General features: G+C 53.6%; 12 protein-coding genes. 7 read left to right on the plus strand and 5 right to left on the minus strand.

Going from position 1 to position 14,221, the window contains the following annotated elements; translation table 11 throughout:
* The first annotated feature begins 79 nt into the window (after positions 1-79).
* Positions 80-1,438: an MFS transporter gene (locus tag DY252_RS11115; protein WP_174713878.1), complete on the plus strand. Its 1,359-nt coding sequence runs from the start codon at positions 80-82 to the stop codon at positions 1,436-1,438.
* Between the two features lie 60 nt (positions 1,439-1,498).
* Here DY252_RS11115 and DY252_RS11120 read toward each other — a convergent pair whose 3' ends face one another.
* Entirely contained in the window at positions 1,499-2,497 is a 999-nt protein-coding gene (locus DY252_RS11120; protein ID WP_063089955.1) for a cysteine synthase A, read from the minus strand.
* Between the two features lie 138 nt (positions 2,498-2,635).
* A complete protein-coding gene (locus DY252_RS11125; protein ID WP_064789564.1) occupies positions 2,636-3,247 on the minus strand; it encodes an NUDIX domain-containing protein in 612 nt (203 codons plus the stop codon).
* Between the two features lie 286 nt (positions 3,248-3,533).
* Here DY252_RS11125 and DY252_RS11130 point away from each other — a divergent pair, with 286 nt between their 5' ends.
* From DY252_RS11130 to DY252_RS11140, 3 genes are all read left to right on the plus strand, one after another.
* A complete protein-coding gene (locus tag DY252_RS11130) occupies positions 3,534-5,165 on the plus strand; it encodes a sensor domain-containing diguanylate cyclase (RefSeq protein WP_064789565.1) in 1,632 nt (543 codons plus the stop codon).
* A gap of 100 nt (positions 5,166-5,265) precedes the next feature.
* A complete protein-coding gene (locus DY252_RS11135; RefSeq protein WP_064789567.1) occupies positions 5,266-5,775 on the plus strand; it encodes a GNAT family N-acetyltransferase in 510 nt (169 codons plus the stop codon).
* Positions 5,776-5,963: 188 nt separating this feature from the next.
* A complete protein-coding gene (locus tag DY252_RS11140) occupies positions 5,964-7,424 on the plus strand; it encodes an aminoacyl-histidine dipeptidase (RefSeq protein ID WP_064789569.1) in 1,461 nt (486 codons plus the stop codon).
* 48 nt (positions 7,425-7,472) lie between these two features.
* On the opposite strand, the gene DY252_RS11145 is transcribed toward DY252_RS11140, so the two are convergent.
* Positions 7,473-8,828 carry a DnaJ domain-containing protein gene (locus tag DY252_RS11145; protein ID WP_064789571.1) on the minus strand — a complete coding sequence of 452 codons (1,356 nt, stop codon included), beginning with the start codon at positions 8,826-8,828 and terminating at the stop codon, positions 7,473-7,475.
* Between the two features lie 182 nt (positions 8,829-9,010).
* Here DY252_RS11145 and DY252_RS11150 point away from each other — a divergent pair, with 182 nt between their 5' ends.
* A complete protein-coding gene (locus tag DY252_RS11150; protein ID WP_231959753.1) occupies positions 9,011-10,069 on the plus strand; it encodes an SAM-dependent methyltransferase in 1,059 nt (352 codons plus the stop codon).
* Between the two features lie 161 nt (positions 10,070-10,230).
* Entirely contained in the window at positions 10,231-10,356 is a 126-nt protein-coding gene (gene ykgO / locus DY252_RS11155; RefSeq protein WP_007090004.1) for a type B 50S ribosomal protein L36, read from the plus strand.
* Between the two features lie 113 nt (positions 10,357-10,469).
* Here the strand turns inward: ykgO and DY252_RS11160 are convergent, their stop codons facing one another.
* The gene (locus DY252_RS11160; RefSeq protein ID WP_231959754.1) at positions 10,470-12,314 is read right to left on the minus strand and encodes an adenylate/guanylate cyclase domain-containing protein; all 1,845 of its coding nucleotides are present in this window, start codon (positions 12,312-12,314) and stop codon (positions 10,470-10,472) included.
* Positions 12,315-12,360: 46 nt separating this feature from the next.
* Positions 12,361-12,798, minus strand: a complete 438-nt coding sequence (locus DY252_RS11165) for an Lrp/AsnC family transcriptional regulator (RefSeq protein ID WP_008890855.1) — start codon at positions 12,796-12,798, stop codon at positions 12,361-12,363.
* Positions 12,799-12,938: 140 nt separating this feature from the next.
* Between DY252_RS11165 and DY252_RS11170 the strand changes: the two genes are divergently transcribed.
* Positions 12,939-14,045 (plus strand): saccharopine dehydrogenase family protein, encoded by a 1,107-nt coding sequence (locus tag DY252_RS11170; RefSeq protein ID WP_269451528.1) that lies wholly within the window; start codon positions 12,939-12,941, stop codon positions 14,043-14,045.
* Positions 14,046-14,221: the final 176 nt, after the last annotated feature.

Consider the following 14,221-nt stretch of genomic DNA (forward strand, 5'->3'; position numbering starts at 1 on the left):
AGTTCCATATATTGGACGGATAGGTGCGATAGTGCAATCATAAGCGTCACCCCACGAACCATTCCAAAAGAGGTCGCAAATGTCTGTTTCCCGGGACACTGACCCAGAACAACATTCTGATAGTGCTGCTGATACGGCGTCATCTGATGCAACGCCCCCCATACGTTCGCAAAGCCCGCTCGCGTCCACCAACGCAAATGCGTCTGCTGATCCGGTGTGGATTAAACCGGGATCGGCCGCATTTCGCCGTATCAGCATTGCACTGTTTTTGGCCGGATATACGACCTTTTCGCTGATTTACTGTGTTCAGCCACTGTTGCCGGAACTTGCAAACCACTTTGTGGTTGGACCGGCTGAAAGCTCGCTTGCACTTTCACTGACCACCGGGTTTCTGGCCTTTGCCATTTTGCTGGCCGGTGCTGTGTCCGAGGCCGTCGGGCGCAAGCAATTGATGCTGATCTCTATCTGTGTGGCTTCGGTTTTGAACCTGATCGCGCCGTCTCTTTCCGATTGGCATGCCTTTCTTGTGGTGCGCGCGTTGGAAGGTCTGATGCTGGGCGGGGTTCCGGCCGTTGCCATGGCTTATTTGGCCGAGGAAATAGATCCCAAGGGCCTTGGCACGGCGATGGGCATCTATATCAGTGGGACGGCGGTCGGCGGCCTGAGCGGCCGTGTCGTGATCGGTATTCTGACCGATCTGTTTGGCTGGCATGTTGCCCTTGGTGCGATGGGGGCATTGGGCCTTGTCGCAGCACTTGGATTTGTGATCCTGTTGCCGGCATCGCGGAACTTTGTCCGGCGTCCCGGCTTTCAGGTGGGCTATCACCTGCGGGCCTGGGGCGGGCATCTGAAACATGCGGGCTTGCCGTTTGTGTTCCTGATCGGGGCCTTTGCCATGGGCTGTTTCGTGACAGTGTTTAACTATGTCGGTTTCAGGCTTTCGGGTGCGCCCTATGGCCTTTCGCAAAGCCAGATTGGGGTGATCTTTGTGGTCTATCTGTGCGGGTCGGTGACCTCATCGATTGCCGGTGCGTTGTCTGACAAAATCGGACGTGGCCCGGTGCTGGTGGTAGGGCTATTGTTGGTCGCCCTTGGTGTCGGACTGACCGTATCTGACAGCCTGTCGGTGATCATTGGGGGAATCGTCGTCCTGACCAGTGGCTTTTTCGTTGCCCATTCGATTGCCAGTGGCTGGGTCGGGCGGCTTGCCGAAACGGCCAAGGGGCACGCAGCATCGTTGTATCTTCTGGCCTATTATCTGGGATCCAGCATCATGGGGTCGGTTGGCGGCTGGTTCTGGGATCAGGGCGGATGGAACGCGGTGGCGGGCTTTGCCGGATCGTTGTTGCTGTGCGCGTTGTTCTGCGGGCTTTACCTTTGGGCGCGTGCAGCGCAGGACACCCGCCAATCCCGAAACGAGGTTGCCCGCGCGACCTGAGTAAAACAAAACCCCCGCCGGAAACCGGACGGGGGTTTTATCTTTCAGGATGGTCTCTGCTTAGAGCCAATCCGGGCTCGGCAGGCCTTTTTCCTTGAGGAACGCAGGGTTCCAGAGCTTGCTCTGATAGCGGGTTCCAAGGTCACACAGAATGGTGACGATGGTTTTGCCCGGGCCGAGTTCACGTGCAAGGCGCACGGCACCGGCAATGTTGATCCCGGTGGAGCCCCCCATGCACAGACCTTCTTCCTTGAGCAGGTCAAACACGATCGGCAACATTTCCTCGTCCGAGATCTGGAACGGGTGGTCAATCTCAACACCTTCAAGGTTGGCGGTGATACGACCCTGACCGATACCCTCAGAGATCGAGCTGCCTTCGGATTTCAGTTCACCGAACTTGTAGTGGCTGTAAAGGGCGGCACCCATCGGATCGGCAAGGCCAATCTGGATGTTTTTGTTACGATCCTTAAGCGCCATCGAAACACCGGCCAGCGTGCCACCGGTACCAACCGCACAGATAAAGCCATCCACCTTGCCATCGGTCTGTTCCCAGATTTCGGGGGCGGTGGTGTCGATGTGGCCCTGACGGTTGGCGACGTTGTCAAACTGATTGGCCCAGATCGCGCCATTGGGTTCGGACTGTGCGAGTTCTTCGGCCAAACGGCGCGAAACATGCACATAGTTGTTCTGATCGCGATAGGGGACAGCCGGAACTTCGCGCAGATCAGCACCGAGAAGCCGCAGCAGGTCTTTCTTTTCCTGGCTTTGGGTTTCCGGGATGACGATCACGGTGCGGTAGCCCAGCGCATTGCCGACAACTGCAAGACCGATGCCGGTGTTGCCAGCCGTACCTTCGACGATGACGCCGCCCGGCTTCAAAAGACCGCGCGCCTCTGCGTCGCGAATGATGGCAAGGGCTGCGCGGTCTTTGACCGATCCGCCCGGGTTTGCGTATTCCGCCTTGCCAAGAATGGTGCAGCCCGTCAGCTCGGAAACCTTTTTAAGCTTCACAAGCGGGGTGCGGCCAATGGCTTCAATGGTGCCATTGCGAATGTCCATGACAGACTCCAAACATGGTGATTTCAAATGTGTTTGATAGTTGATTGGTCTTTTTGCACACAAAAGTCAAGGCAGATTAAAAAATATAACGTAAAGTTTGTGTGATTACTGTTTTTCTGATTAATCGCTGTGGTATCCTCAAGCCTCTGAATTCTGCCGAAGTCGGTCGCGGTTTAGCATCAGCCACTGAACGGCGATGGTCGTCATTGCATTGCAGAGTTGTCCATTCTGCAACATGGCAAAGCATTCTTCGGCCGATACTGTGAAGACCCGGATATCTTCACCTTCCTCGGCGACGCCATGCAGCCCACCAACATTGGTGGTATCGACCTGACCATAAAAGAGATGGACCGTTTCAGTCGAGCATCCCGGTGTGACGTAATAATGCGAAATCAGTTCTGGCGATCCGATAAGTTCGCATCCAGCTTCTTCAAACGTTTCACGGCGTGCAACAGCTTCTGCCGTCTCGCCGTCTTCTATGATGCCTGCAACGATTTCGGTCAGCCAAACCGGCATTTTTGGGTCGTTGTCGTTGACAGGAATGGCACCGGGGCGGAATTGTTCAATCATTACAACTTCATCGCGGACCGGGTCATAGGGCAGGACGGCAACAGCGTGGCCGCGTTCCAGGACTTCGCGTTGCAAGACAGGGCTTTGACAACCATCAAATCGGTCATGTTGCAACTGATAGACATCAATCTTGCAGTAACCGTCCCAGCTTCGATTTTTGGCAATTATTTTAAATTTCATTTCTGTCACGGCGTTTCTCCCAGAAAATGTGCCATTGTCATCTATTCAGTTGATTTATCGTTGCGCTTAATATTTTGTAGTTCTTATATATTCGGTCTGATCTGCTGTTATTTGATACCATGATGTTTCTCATCGTGACCATATTTGCTGGTGCGAGGGTGGCATCCGTCGGTTTCAATTGCATCAAAACTGATGTAATCTTTCGAATATGGTGCGCAGAGAAACAAGTCTTAGATAACTGTGCTTTCATTCAGGGTTTAGATGTGTCGGGGGATACAGGACGTTGATGCGGTTCGAACCAACAGAAATCGCACGTCTGTATGGGCGGTCACGCGTAGGCGTTGTTGTACACAAGGATCTCGAAGCTGTGTATGTCAACGATGCCTATGCGAAAATGCTGGGCCGTCGCGATGTCTCGGACTTTATGAGCGACCCGGACATGCGCCAGTATATTCCGCCAAGTTTCCATCACGAGGCGGACAAGCTTTCCAACAGTTTCCAGAAAAGCAGCGGTTTCCACGGCTGGAAGAAAGTCTACAACATCCGGACGGATGGAACGCCGGTCTGGATGGAAATCAGTGACGAGACCGTCGAATGGGAAGGCGGTAATGCGGTCCTGACCACGGCACAGATGATTGATAATGGTACGACTGCGATGCAGGTCGACCATATGCTGGGGCGATCCTTTATTGGTGTGATGGTCCATCGCAACATGACTGCATTGTACGTTAATGAAAGCTTTGCCCGCCTGATGGGGGCAAAGGACGTCAGCGCCTTTATGGAAAATCCAAATATCCTTCGCTTTATCCCCGACGAAAATCGTCCGCGCGCAATTCGCCATGTCGCGGCAATTCTCAGCGGCGAACGACGCGGCGACCGTCACCGTGTGCGCGATATTCTCGATGATGGCAGTTCGGTCTGGCGTGACCTGACCGATGAACGCATTCTTTGGTATGACGGTAAACCGGCGATCCTGACGACTGCCCATGATGTTCGCGACGAAGTCGAAATGCATCAGCAACTTGTCCGGGCCAAAGCAAGCCTGGAACAGGCGGTTACCGAAGTCATCCGGATGGTGCCGTCGGCTGTCGCGATGCTTGATGCCAAGCTTGAGGTTATTCATTTCAATCACGAGTTTTCCCGTCTTTTCGGCGGAGAAACAACGGATGGATCCGAACCGGTATTTGATATTTCAGCACTGCATGAATGTTGTGCCGAGATGATGCGAAACGGGCATGGTCATGCCAATATCGACGAAATGCAAACGCCATCCGGCCGTCTGGCCGACATCCGCATGAACATGATGGATGATGGCGGCGTCATGGTGTCGGCGACTGATATTACCGATCACAAGCACAAGGAGCAGATGCTAGACACCTTGGCATCAACCGATGCGTTGACCCGTGCGCTTAACCGTCGCGGTTTTGAAAGCGCGGTTAGCAGATTGCGCGAAATTCGCCATCTCAAGGATAAAAGCTGGCTGTTCGGGTTGATCGTTCTTGATCTTGATTACTTCAAGGATGTGAATGATACCCATGGGCATGCGGTGGGCGACCGGGTTCTTGAAAGGGTTGCCGATACCCTGCGTCAGGCGTTGCGCGATGACGATCTTGTCGTTCGTCTGGGTGGTGAGGAATTTGCAGTATTGTTGCCATCTGCGACGGCTGCAGTCACCAAACGCATTGGCGAGCGTTTGTCGAACATGATCCGCGAAATCAGGGTGCCAATTGACAAGTCTGGCACGGAATATGTCAATGTCACGGCCAGCTTTGGCGCAACCGTCGGCGGCGAGGGCCGGCAAAAATTCATCGAACTATCAGAAGCGATGAAGGTCGCAGACGAAGCAATGTACGCCGCCAAGGATGCCGGACGTGATCAACTTGTCTTTCGCTTCGCCGGGCAAGAACAAGATAGCTGATCAACAGATCATCGATTATCATCGCCTTCCATAATGTTTTCCTGACATTCGATGCCGCACCTGTTTGGTAGTTGCGTGGCAGTTTCTGTGCGAGGCCGTAATGCGTGTTCGTTCCATGACCGTTTCTGATGCTGATCGTGTTGTTGAAATTTATGGGCAGGCCATCAAATCGGGCCATGCCACGTTTCAGGAAAATCCGGGAACCTGGGAAGACTGGGATCAGGGGCATTTGCCGGAATGCCGGCTGGTTGCCTGCGATGACAATGACATCGTCATTGGCTGGGCCGGGTTATCTGGCGTTTCAAATCGCTGTGTCTATCGCGGGATTGCCGAGATATCCGTCTATGTTGACCCCCGTCACCACGGGAAGGGTATTGGCAAAGCGCTGCTTTCAGCCTTGATTGCTGCCAGCGAGGAAAATGGTATCTGGTCGCTTGAAGCCGGTATTTTTCCGGAAAATGAAGCAAGCCTCGTCCTGCATAAGGCATTGGGCTTCGAGATCGTCGGACGTAAGCGCGGGCTTGGACGCATGGGCTATGGGCCGTTGGCCGGACAATGGCGTGATGTCATGCTGTTGCAGCGCCGCAGTCAGGTCGTTGGTGTCGACTAACTTAAAATCATATTGCGCATTTTTCCGCTTTGCGTGCGCAAACTGCGCGCGGAATGCGGTTTTTTCGAATTTGTATGTGGCTTGGTCGAAAACGTCCTTGGCACGCTTTAAATTCGCGCGGCAATAAGGTAATCAACAGGTCTGGGTAAGTGAGAACCCGTAGACGAAAATTTGCCAGGAGCGCCACCGTGAACGAGATCCGTAAAATTGCGCCTGTCGCAATCTGGGACAATTTCCAGAAGCTTTGCGATACACCGCGTCCGTCCAATAAAGAAGAAGCTGTTTTAAAGATTCTGGAAAAGATGGCCGATGACAAGGGGCTTGCGCATTTCCGCGACAGCGGTGGCAACCTTGTCGTGTCCGTTCCGGCGACTGCCGGCTTTGAAGATCGCAAAATGGTGATCTTGCAGTCCCATGTAGACATGGTGACCCAGGCCAATTCCGGATCGACCCACAATTTTGACACCGACCCGATCCGCATGGTCATGGATGGGGAATGGATTACTGCCGATAACACCACACTTGGTGCCGATAACGGCATCGGTGCGGCGGCAATGATGGGCTTCATGACCGAAGACGGTCTTGAACATGGCCCGCTTGAACTTCTTTTCACGGTTGACGAAGAACGCGGCCTGACCGGTGCGATGAACCTGGAACCGGGCCGCCTTAAGGGTGAGATCCTTCTCAACCTTGATACCGAAGACGAGTATGAGCTTTGCGTTGGTTGTGCTGGCGGCGGTGATCTGGTCGCAAGCTATGACTACAGCGAAGAAGCCGTTGGCGCAGGGCAGGTGGCCCGTGATATCGCGCTGACTGGTTTGAAAGGCGGCCATTCTGGCATCGACATCATCCTTGGTCTTGGCAATGCCAACAAACTGATGGCGCGTTTCCTGCGCACCGCGATCCGTGATTTTGATGCGCGTATTGTAAAAATCAATGCCGGGACCGCCCGCAACGCCATCCCGCGGGAGTCGTTTGCGACCATCGTTTTGCCGGAAGGTAAGGTTTCTGATTTCGATGCGGCATTGAATGCTTTTGCCAGCGACATCAAAGATGAAATCGGCGCGATTGAACCGAAATTTGCCATTGCCGCAACCAATGCAGATGTCCCTGCAAAGGCAATGAGCGCAAAAGACTCCACGGCGTTCAACAATGCCTGTGTTGGTGCGCCGAACGGTGTTCAGGCCATGAGCACCTCAGTCGAAGGTGTTGTCGAAACCTCGATCAACCTTGCCATCGTCAAGCTTGGCGAAGGTAAGGCCAAGGTGACGTTGTCAGCACGTAGTTCTATCAATTCTGCGCGCGATTCCCTGCGTGAGGTCGCAACAGCGGTATTTGAGAATATCGGCGCATCTGTTGCCTGGGGCGATGCCTATCCGGGCTGGAAGCCCGATGCTAACAGCGAAGTGGTCAGCCTGATGAAGGCGGTTCACAAGGACATGTTTGGCAAGGAGCCGGAAATTCGCGTCATTCACGCCGGTCTTGAATGCGGTGTGTTGGGATCGAAATACCCGCACTGGGACATGGTATCTTTCGGTCCGACCATCAAACGTGCGCACAGCCCGGATGAATGCGTCCATGTGCCAAGCGTTGCGCGTTTCTGGGATTATCTTCTGGCCGCGCTAAAGGCGATCCCTGCCAAGGGATAAGGTCTTAATCGGATTTGATGAAGTTGATGCGACTGATCGGGAAACCGGTCAGTCGCATTTGTTTTCAGCACACCAGGCATCGCGGGCATCAGAACCATTTCCCGGGACCAGTGCGTCAAGGTTCACAAAGCCATTTTCACCGATGCTGGTTTCGATTTCGATCCAGAAGCCCTGACTGTCGCCTGCGACATAGACAGTTTCAAAGCGGGTCAGGCGGCGAATGATGGTGTCATTGACACTTGGACCATCGCGGAGGTTCAGAAGTTCGCGATCGACATAATAGGGTTCGCGTTCTTCGCCAATCAGGTCCTTGATCTGACGGGTGATTTCTGTGCCTTGGCGGGCAACCAGTTCTGGGATGTCACGGGTGACAAATCCCTGGCCGGGGCCAAAGGCAATCAGGGCGGCAAAGATTAGCAGAAACAGCGGACTAAGATGGAGCAGGGCATCGAACATGCCCGCACGCTTCCACTCGTCACGAACGCGTCGTGCCGGTTGTCCGTCATCCAGACGGCGCTGGGTTGCGCGCACCTGTTCAGCAAGGGCAGAGCGGTTCGACCCGATAAAATCAAGCGCCTGCATCAGAACTGCGCGCGCAAGCGGCTTGTTACCAGACCGTTCAAAGGCATTGGCCTGGGTAAACAGCATTTTGGCGTTGCCTTCCGGCGGGAAAGTGCCGCCGCGCATGTTGCCAACAATTGCCTTCCAGGCGGGTAAAAAGCTCTTCCAGCCCCAGAAGCCCCGAAGCCAGGTCTTGAAACTGGCCTTAAGCGCCATGCGCTTTGCGCCCTTGGGGGCGAGGTTGGCGGTGATGGTTTCAATATTGCAGGAATTCAGAAAACCACGCACGACCTTGAATTCCACCTGACGCGGTTGTGCCGATACAACGCCAGTGACCGCGCACTGAATGAAGCCTTGTGCGTTGGCTTCGGTCTTTTTGCCTTTGTGGCGACGCGCACCGGGATGAATGTTGCTTTTGCGCGCATTGGCTTTGGCCTGCTGTTCGCGATAGGCCTGATTGGCGCGGGCAAACTTTTCCTCGGCAGTTTCCTTGGCTTTTTCCTGTTTGCGCCCGGTGCCGGCAAAGCCCTGTTTCTGGCGGTTCGCGTTTTGCGCACCGGCTGCGTTCGGGCCATAAGCGGTCGATGTCCCGTTGCTGGCAGTGCCGGACCTTTGGGCTCCCGAGGGCGCATTGCCTGATTGTTTGGGCGGTTTGCGTTCGCCAATCAGGATTTCATAGGCTTCGGTAATGTCCTTGAATCTGTCCTCGGAGTCCGGGTCTGTGTTGCGGTCCGGATGAAATTCAAAGGCCAGCTTACGATAGGCCAGTTTGATTTCCTTTGCGCTCGCCCCCGGCGCAATGTTCAGCATGCGATAATAAATGCCGAGGTTATCGGTGTTCATGATGAATGAAAATTCCTGTCAGGCATGCTTGTCAGCGCAGTAATCCAGCAAACGACAATTTTATCGATTGTATTTCGCGGTGCAATCATATGCTGGAAATCTTAACACGTTGTCACTTTTGGCTAATTGCCATATTTTCAGGAATCGCAAGTGCACGCGATGCGAACAAACAGGTAAACGCCTTGAAACTGAAATTTTGGCAACGCAAGTCTGATGCGGATGGTGATGCGCTCGAAAAGGGCGGAGGTTCCGTTGGCGTCGCCCAAGGCGAGGCGCCCGAATTCGAAATGCCGCCGGGACATCACCTTGATTTCGGGACGCGAATGCGCGCGAAGTGGGAAGGGTACGACGATCCTGTTGAATACTACCTTCTGCAGCTTGAAATCGATGCCTATACCGACTGGTTGCGCAAGATGCGTGTCTGGCTTGCCCGTCCGGTCGAGCCGGAGCTGAGTGAACTTGCGCTTGATGACGAAATCGGTCGCTGGCCGCCGGATCGTATCCGGCTTTATGACAAACTGTTTGATCACGGGATCATGATGCCGGGCGGTCATGAATACGCGCTTGAGCTTGCCAAGCCGCTGGCACTTGATGAAACACTCAGTTGTCTTGAAATTGGTGCAAAGCTTGGTGGTGTGGCCCGCTTGCTGGCAGATCGTCTTGGCGTTTGGGTGACGGCGCTGGAGCCGGACGGCGAGCTTGCACTTTTGGGCATGGAGCGATCTGTTCAGGCCGGTGTTCAAAAGAGAGTCCCGGTTCAAACGCTTGACCCGCGTCAGCCAGAGCTTCGCAAGGGCTATTTCAACGTCGTTTATTCCTATGGCGAGCTTTATAAGATCCCGGAAAAGGAAACCTTTCTCAAAGCTTTGGCCGAAACGCTGCGCGATCACGGGCAGCTTTTGGTTACGGATTATGTTCTGACGCGTGATCTTGATGAGGATGAGTTGGCAAATTGGGCCAGGCTTGAAGGTGAAGAGCTGTTTCCGTGGACAGCACAGGAGTACAAATCCCGTCTTGGTCAGCTGAAATTCGATATCCGTATTGCCAAGGATGAGTCGGAAACGCACCTGAAGCATATCAAACTGGCGTGGATGACGATGCTTTCAGACATCCAGAAAGCCGGTCTGGACCCCGATATTATGGATTATCTCGAGCCAGAGATGGAAATGTGGATGAATCGCGTAAAAATGCTTGAAAATGGCAGCCTGGCCTTTTATCGGTTCTACGCAACGATCAACTGAGTGCTCAGGTTTAAGATCCTGAGCCGAGACTGCTGCTGGCGACGCAGAGGGGATTTGTTCCACTTTCTGTCGCCGCAACCTGTTTTAGGTGTTGACAGGGGCATGTCGTACTTCTATTTTCCGGCTTCCTCGAAGGGGCCAAGTTTCTAAGGTTTAAGATTATGAAGATCCGGAACTCATTGAAATCCGCGAAGCTGCGGGAAAAAGGCTGCCGTATCGTGCGCCGCCGTGGCCGCGTATACGTGATCAATAAAAAGAACCCGCGTTTCAAGGCGCGCCAGGGTTAATTCCCGGTACCTTGTTCTACGGTTTTACAAAACGCCGCATCGGTTTATCCAATGCGGCGTTTTGTTATTTGTATTCCTTGAATGATGAAGGGGGCAGCGAATACCCCCTTTCTTTATTTGTCGGGCCGGGTTGTAAACAGCTCTGTCGTGGTATGACGTCCGCGCAAAAGCACATCACCTGCCTTGGCAACACGATCAGGATCAGCCAGCAGGTTGCGGGTTGTCTCCGAGATCAGGATTTGTGTTCCCAGAACCTTGTTTTCCTGTTCAAGGCGTGATGCTGTATTGACGGCATCCCCGTGGACAGTGAATGACAGACGGGCTTTTGCGCCGACATTACCGGCAACCATCGGGCCGGTATTCACACCACAGCGAACTTTTAACTCAAGCCCTTCGAACTTGCGCTTTTCGACTTCGGCTTGCAGGGCAATGGCGCTATCGACAGCGGCATCGGCGTGGTTTTTTAGATCATCAAACACGTTATAGACCGCAAGGATCGCATCGCCCTGGAACTGGGTGATGATGCCGCCATGGCGTTCGATGATCTGCGTCGCGCAGTCGAAATAGTCATTAAGCATCGCAATGATCTGTTTCGGATCCAGGCTTTCGCACATCGAAGTGAAACCGACGATATCGACAAAAAGCACGGTGGCTTCGGATGTTTGCGGCGGCAGGACGCCGGAATCATTGCCCGATGCCAGAAGCTTTTTGGCAATGGATTGCGGCACGAACTTACCAAACAGGCTGGTGATACGTTCGCGGTCATGTACCGCCATCATCATGTGATTGAATGATCGCGCGGCGTCGTCATATTCGCGAATGCGGCTGCCTTTAAGTTGTGGCACATCGATGGATGCGATGTCTTCGTCTTCAAAGGCGCGGGCAGCACTGGCAAACCTGCGGATCGGCTTGGTGAAGTGTCGCGACAGGACGATGGCAACGATCACAGACAGGATAAAGACAGCACCGCCAAGAACAGAGGCCAGAACCAGTCTGTCCCACTCATCGTCAAGCAATTCCTGGTCAAAATACATGCCAATCACGACCGGTGAAATTGGCGCGGTTTGAACCTGGCGCGTGACGATCAGGTGATAGCGATCATTGTGCTCAAGCCCTGAAAGGCGAATGCCGCTATTGTGGCGTTCGTCATCGGGATCAAGCCGGATGCTTTCGGATTTTCCGATGTTGGCAAGAACAGGGTCGCCAATGTCATGAATGGTGGGCAGGGGAATCGGGCTGCGTGCGATGTTATCGCCATTGACCAGCTCGGTTGTTGTTTTTTCCCCCCAGTTGCGCAATCCCGGATGGGCCATGACCCGATTGCCGCCAATCAGGACAAAGGGCGTGCCTGGCAAATCTTCGCGCCCGCGGATCAGGCTTTCTGACAAATTGGACAGCGAAAGATACTGAATGAACGTTCCCAGATACTGCCCGTCATAAAACAGCGGTACCCAGCTTGTTAGAACAGTGCGGTCAAAATAGGGGTCCCAACGCGGATAGCCCGTGCGGTTGCTGATAGGCCCGCGGATATGCGCAAGCTCGGAAAACAGCATGTCGTCTTCGGGCAGGGTTCTTCGAATGTCGCTCATGTCTTCGGGATTAAAGCCGATAAATTCACGTTCCCCGGTCACAAGCCCATAGGCCATTACGCCCATGTCTGCGGCTGCAAGGGCGCGCATCGTGCTGGTCCAGCCATACTGAAAACTTGGATCAAGCGCGCCAATGGCAACCTGTTCTGCGACCCAGTCAGAACGTTGTTCGACCTCGTCCATGCGTTCATGCATGGTGCGCTGCACCGATGTCAGGTCAATATCAGCCAGCATCACCCACAGATTGCGGGTGTTTTCATAGGCCGTTCCAAGACCGACATAAAGGGATAGTCCGACGCCAAAGACACTGGTGGCGATAAAACCGGCAAGCAGTACAGAAAGGACTGAATATCTGCGTTTTGATTTCAATCGGTTTTCTTCCAGAAAAGAGGTTTTCCCCAACCCCGCGCCGATCTTAGCGGCGATCGAACTTTGTTGAAAGGATGATTGAGCTTGATGTGCGTTTTATCCCCGACATTTCTCCGATCCGGTCAAGCACGCCATCAAGTTCTTCGGGCGTGTTTGCGGCGACCTCGGCAATGAGGTCATATTCGCCTGAAACCGCAAGGCACCGAATGCAGTGCGGGACTTTCTGAAGCGCGCCAACCACGCCTGCTGACTGTTTTTGTTCAAGCTGTATCAGGACTTCTGCCAGCAAGACGGGCTTTGCGACATCGCCGAGCTGAACGGTGTAACCCTTGATAACTTCTGCCTTTTCAAGGCGCTCCAACCTTTCCTGAACAGCACTGCGAGACAGACCGACTTCACGCGCAAGGGCAGCAGTAGGAATGCGAGCATTTTCTTGCAGGCGTGCGATAAGCTGGCGGTCAACTTCATCAATCTGACGTTTCATCGGTCTTACCCATTAAAATGACGGGGCTTTATTGTGTTTTGACAGTATTGCCGGGTTGAAAGCGTTCGTCCAGCGGCGGAACATAATCGGGCAAAAACAAAACATGATCAGGGCAGGTACGACATCGACAATGAAGATGTCTGCTCGTTCGGGAGTTAGAGAAAATGAAAAAGATTTTGATCCTCGGCGCCGGGAAAATTGGTCGCATTGCTGCGGTGATGCTCAATGAAAGTGGGGATTATGCGGTGACGCTGGCCGATGCCAGTGGCGAAATGCTGGAAATATGTGCCGAAGATGATGCAGCCACTTTGGTTAAAGTGGATGTCACAGATGAGGCCGCACTCACCGACGTTGCCAAAGGGCATGATGCGATCCTGTCGACATGCCCGTTCTTCTTGAACGTGGCGATTGCCCGTGTCGCACGCGCGGTTGGGGCATCCTATTTTGACGTTACCGAAGATGTCGAAACCACCCGCGCTATCCGCGAAATTTCCAAGGGTGCGCAATGCGCGTTTGTGCCGCAATGTGGTCTGGCGCCGGGATTTATTTCCATTGCTGCACATGACTTGTTCAAGCGGTTCGATCATGTAAACAAGCTTCGTTTGCGTGTCGGGGCTTTGCCGCAAAACCCTACCAACCGTTTGAAATATAACCTGACCTGGTCAACTGACGGGCTGATCAACGAGTACCTGAACCCGTGCGAGGCGATCCTGAATGGCAAACGGGTCGAAGTGCTGCCCCTCGAAGGCTATGAGCGCTTTACCATCGACGGTACGGAGTATGAGGCCTTCAATACATCGGGTGGCGTGGGCGCGCTGTGTGACATGCTTGAAGGCAAGGTTGATAACCTTGACTACAAGACGGTGCGATATCCGGGGCATCAGGAAATTCTTAAAATCCTGATCGAGGACCTCAGACTTGGCGAACGCCCGGAGATGATGAAGGAAATCTTCGAAAATGCCCTGCCAGTCACCAAGCAGGACGTGATCGTGATCTTTGCCGATGCTGTCGGCACGCGGCGAGGCGAGCTTTGTGAAGAGAGCTTTATTCGCAAGGTCCATGGCACGCGCGTTGGCGATATCGACTGGTCAGCGATCCAGATTACGACATCGGCCGGATTGTGTGCCGTGATGGATATGGTTCTGACCGGTAAATTGCCGGCAACCGGTTACGTGCGACAAGAAGAAGTCAGGCTGGAAGATTTTCTGGCAAACCGGTTTGGTCGATACTACAGCCACGCTGGTTGAGTACGCCCAACGACCTGCATTTGATATTTTGTACCGAAACCCTCCAGAGGAAACTCCGGAGGGTTTCTTTGTTTTTCAATGCGGTATCAAGGGAAGTTTTCCTGATTTTTCAGAAAAAGGTGTTCTTGCAACCGGTTAGAGAAGTGATCACTTCGCCGTCATGAATTGTTTTGAAA

Source organism: Thalassospira indica (genome assembly GCF_003403095.1).
Classification (GTDB): domain Bacteria; phylum Pseudomonadota; class Alphaproteobacteria; order Rhodospirillales; family Thalassospiraceae; genus Thalassospira; species Thalassospira indica.

Excerpts from the sequence above, each read along its gene's own strand:
- ykgO (WP_007090004.1), top strand. The coding sequence starts at position 10,231 with ATGAAGATCCGGAACTCATTGAAATCCGCGAAGCTGCGGGAAAAAGGC.
- DY252_RS11145 (WP_064789571.1), bottom strand. The coding sequence starts at position 8,828 with ATGAACACCGATAACCTCGGCATTTATTATCGCATGCTGAACATTGCG.
- DY252_RS11120 (WP_063089955.1), bottom strand. The coding sequence starts at position 2,497 with ATGGACATTCGCAATGGCACCATTGAAGCCATTGGCCGCACCCCGCTT.
- DY252_RS11135 (WP_064789567.1), top strand. The coding sequence starts at position 5,266 with ATGCGTGTTCGTTCCATGACCGTTTCTGATGCTGATCGTGTTGTTGAA.
- DY252_RS11125 (WP_064789564.1), bottom strand. The coding sequence starts at position 3,247 with ATGAAATTTAAAATAATTGCCAAAAATCGAAGCTGGGACGGTTACTGC.
- DY252_RS11165 (WP_008890855.1), bottom strand. The coding sequence starts at position 12,798 with ATGAAACGTCAGATTGATGAAGTTGACCGCCAGCTTATCGCACGCCTG.
- DY252_RS11115 (WP_174713878.1), top strand. The coding sequence starts at position 80 with ATGTCTGTTTCCCGGGACACTGACCCAGAACAACATTCTGATAGTGCT.
- DY252_RS11130 (WP_064789565.1), top strand. The coding sequence starts at position 3,534 with ATGCGGTTCGAACCAACAGAAATCGCACGTCTGTATGGGCGGTCACGC.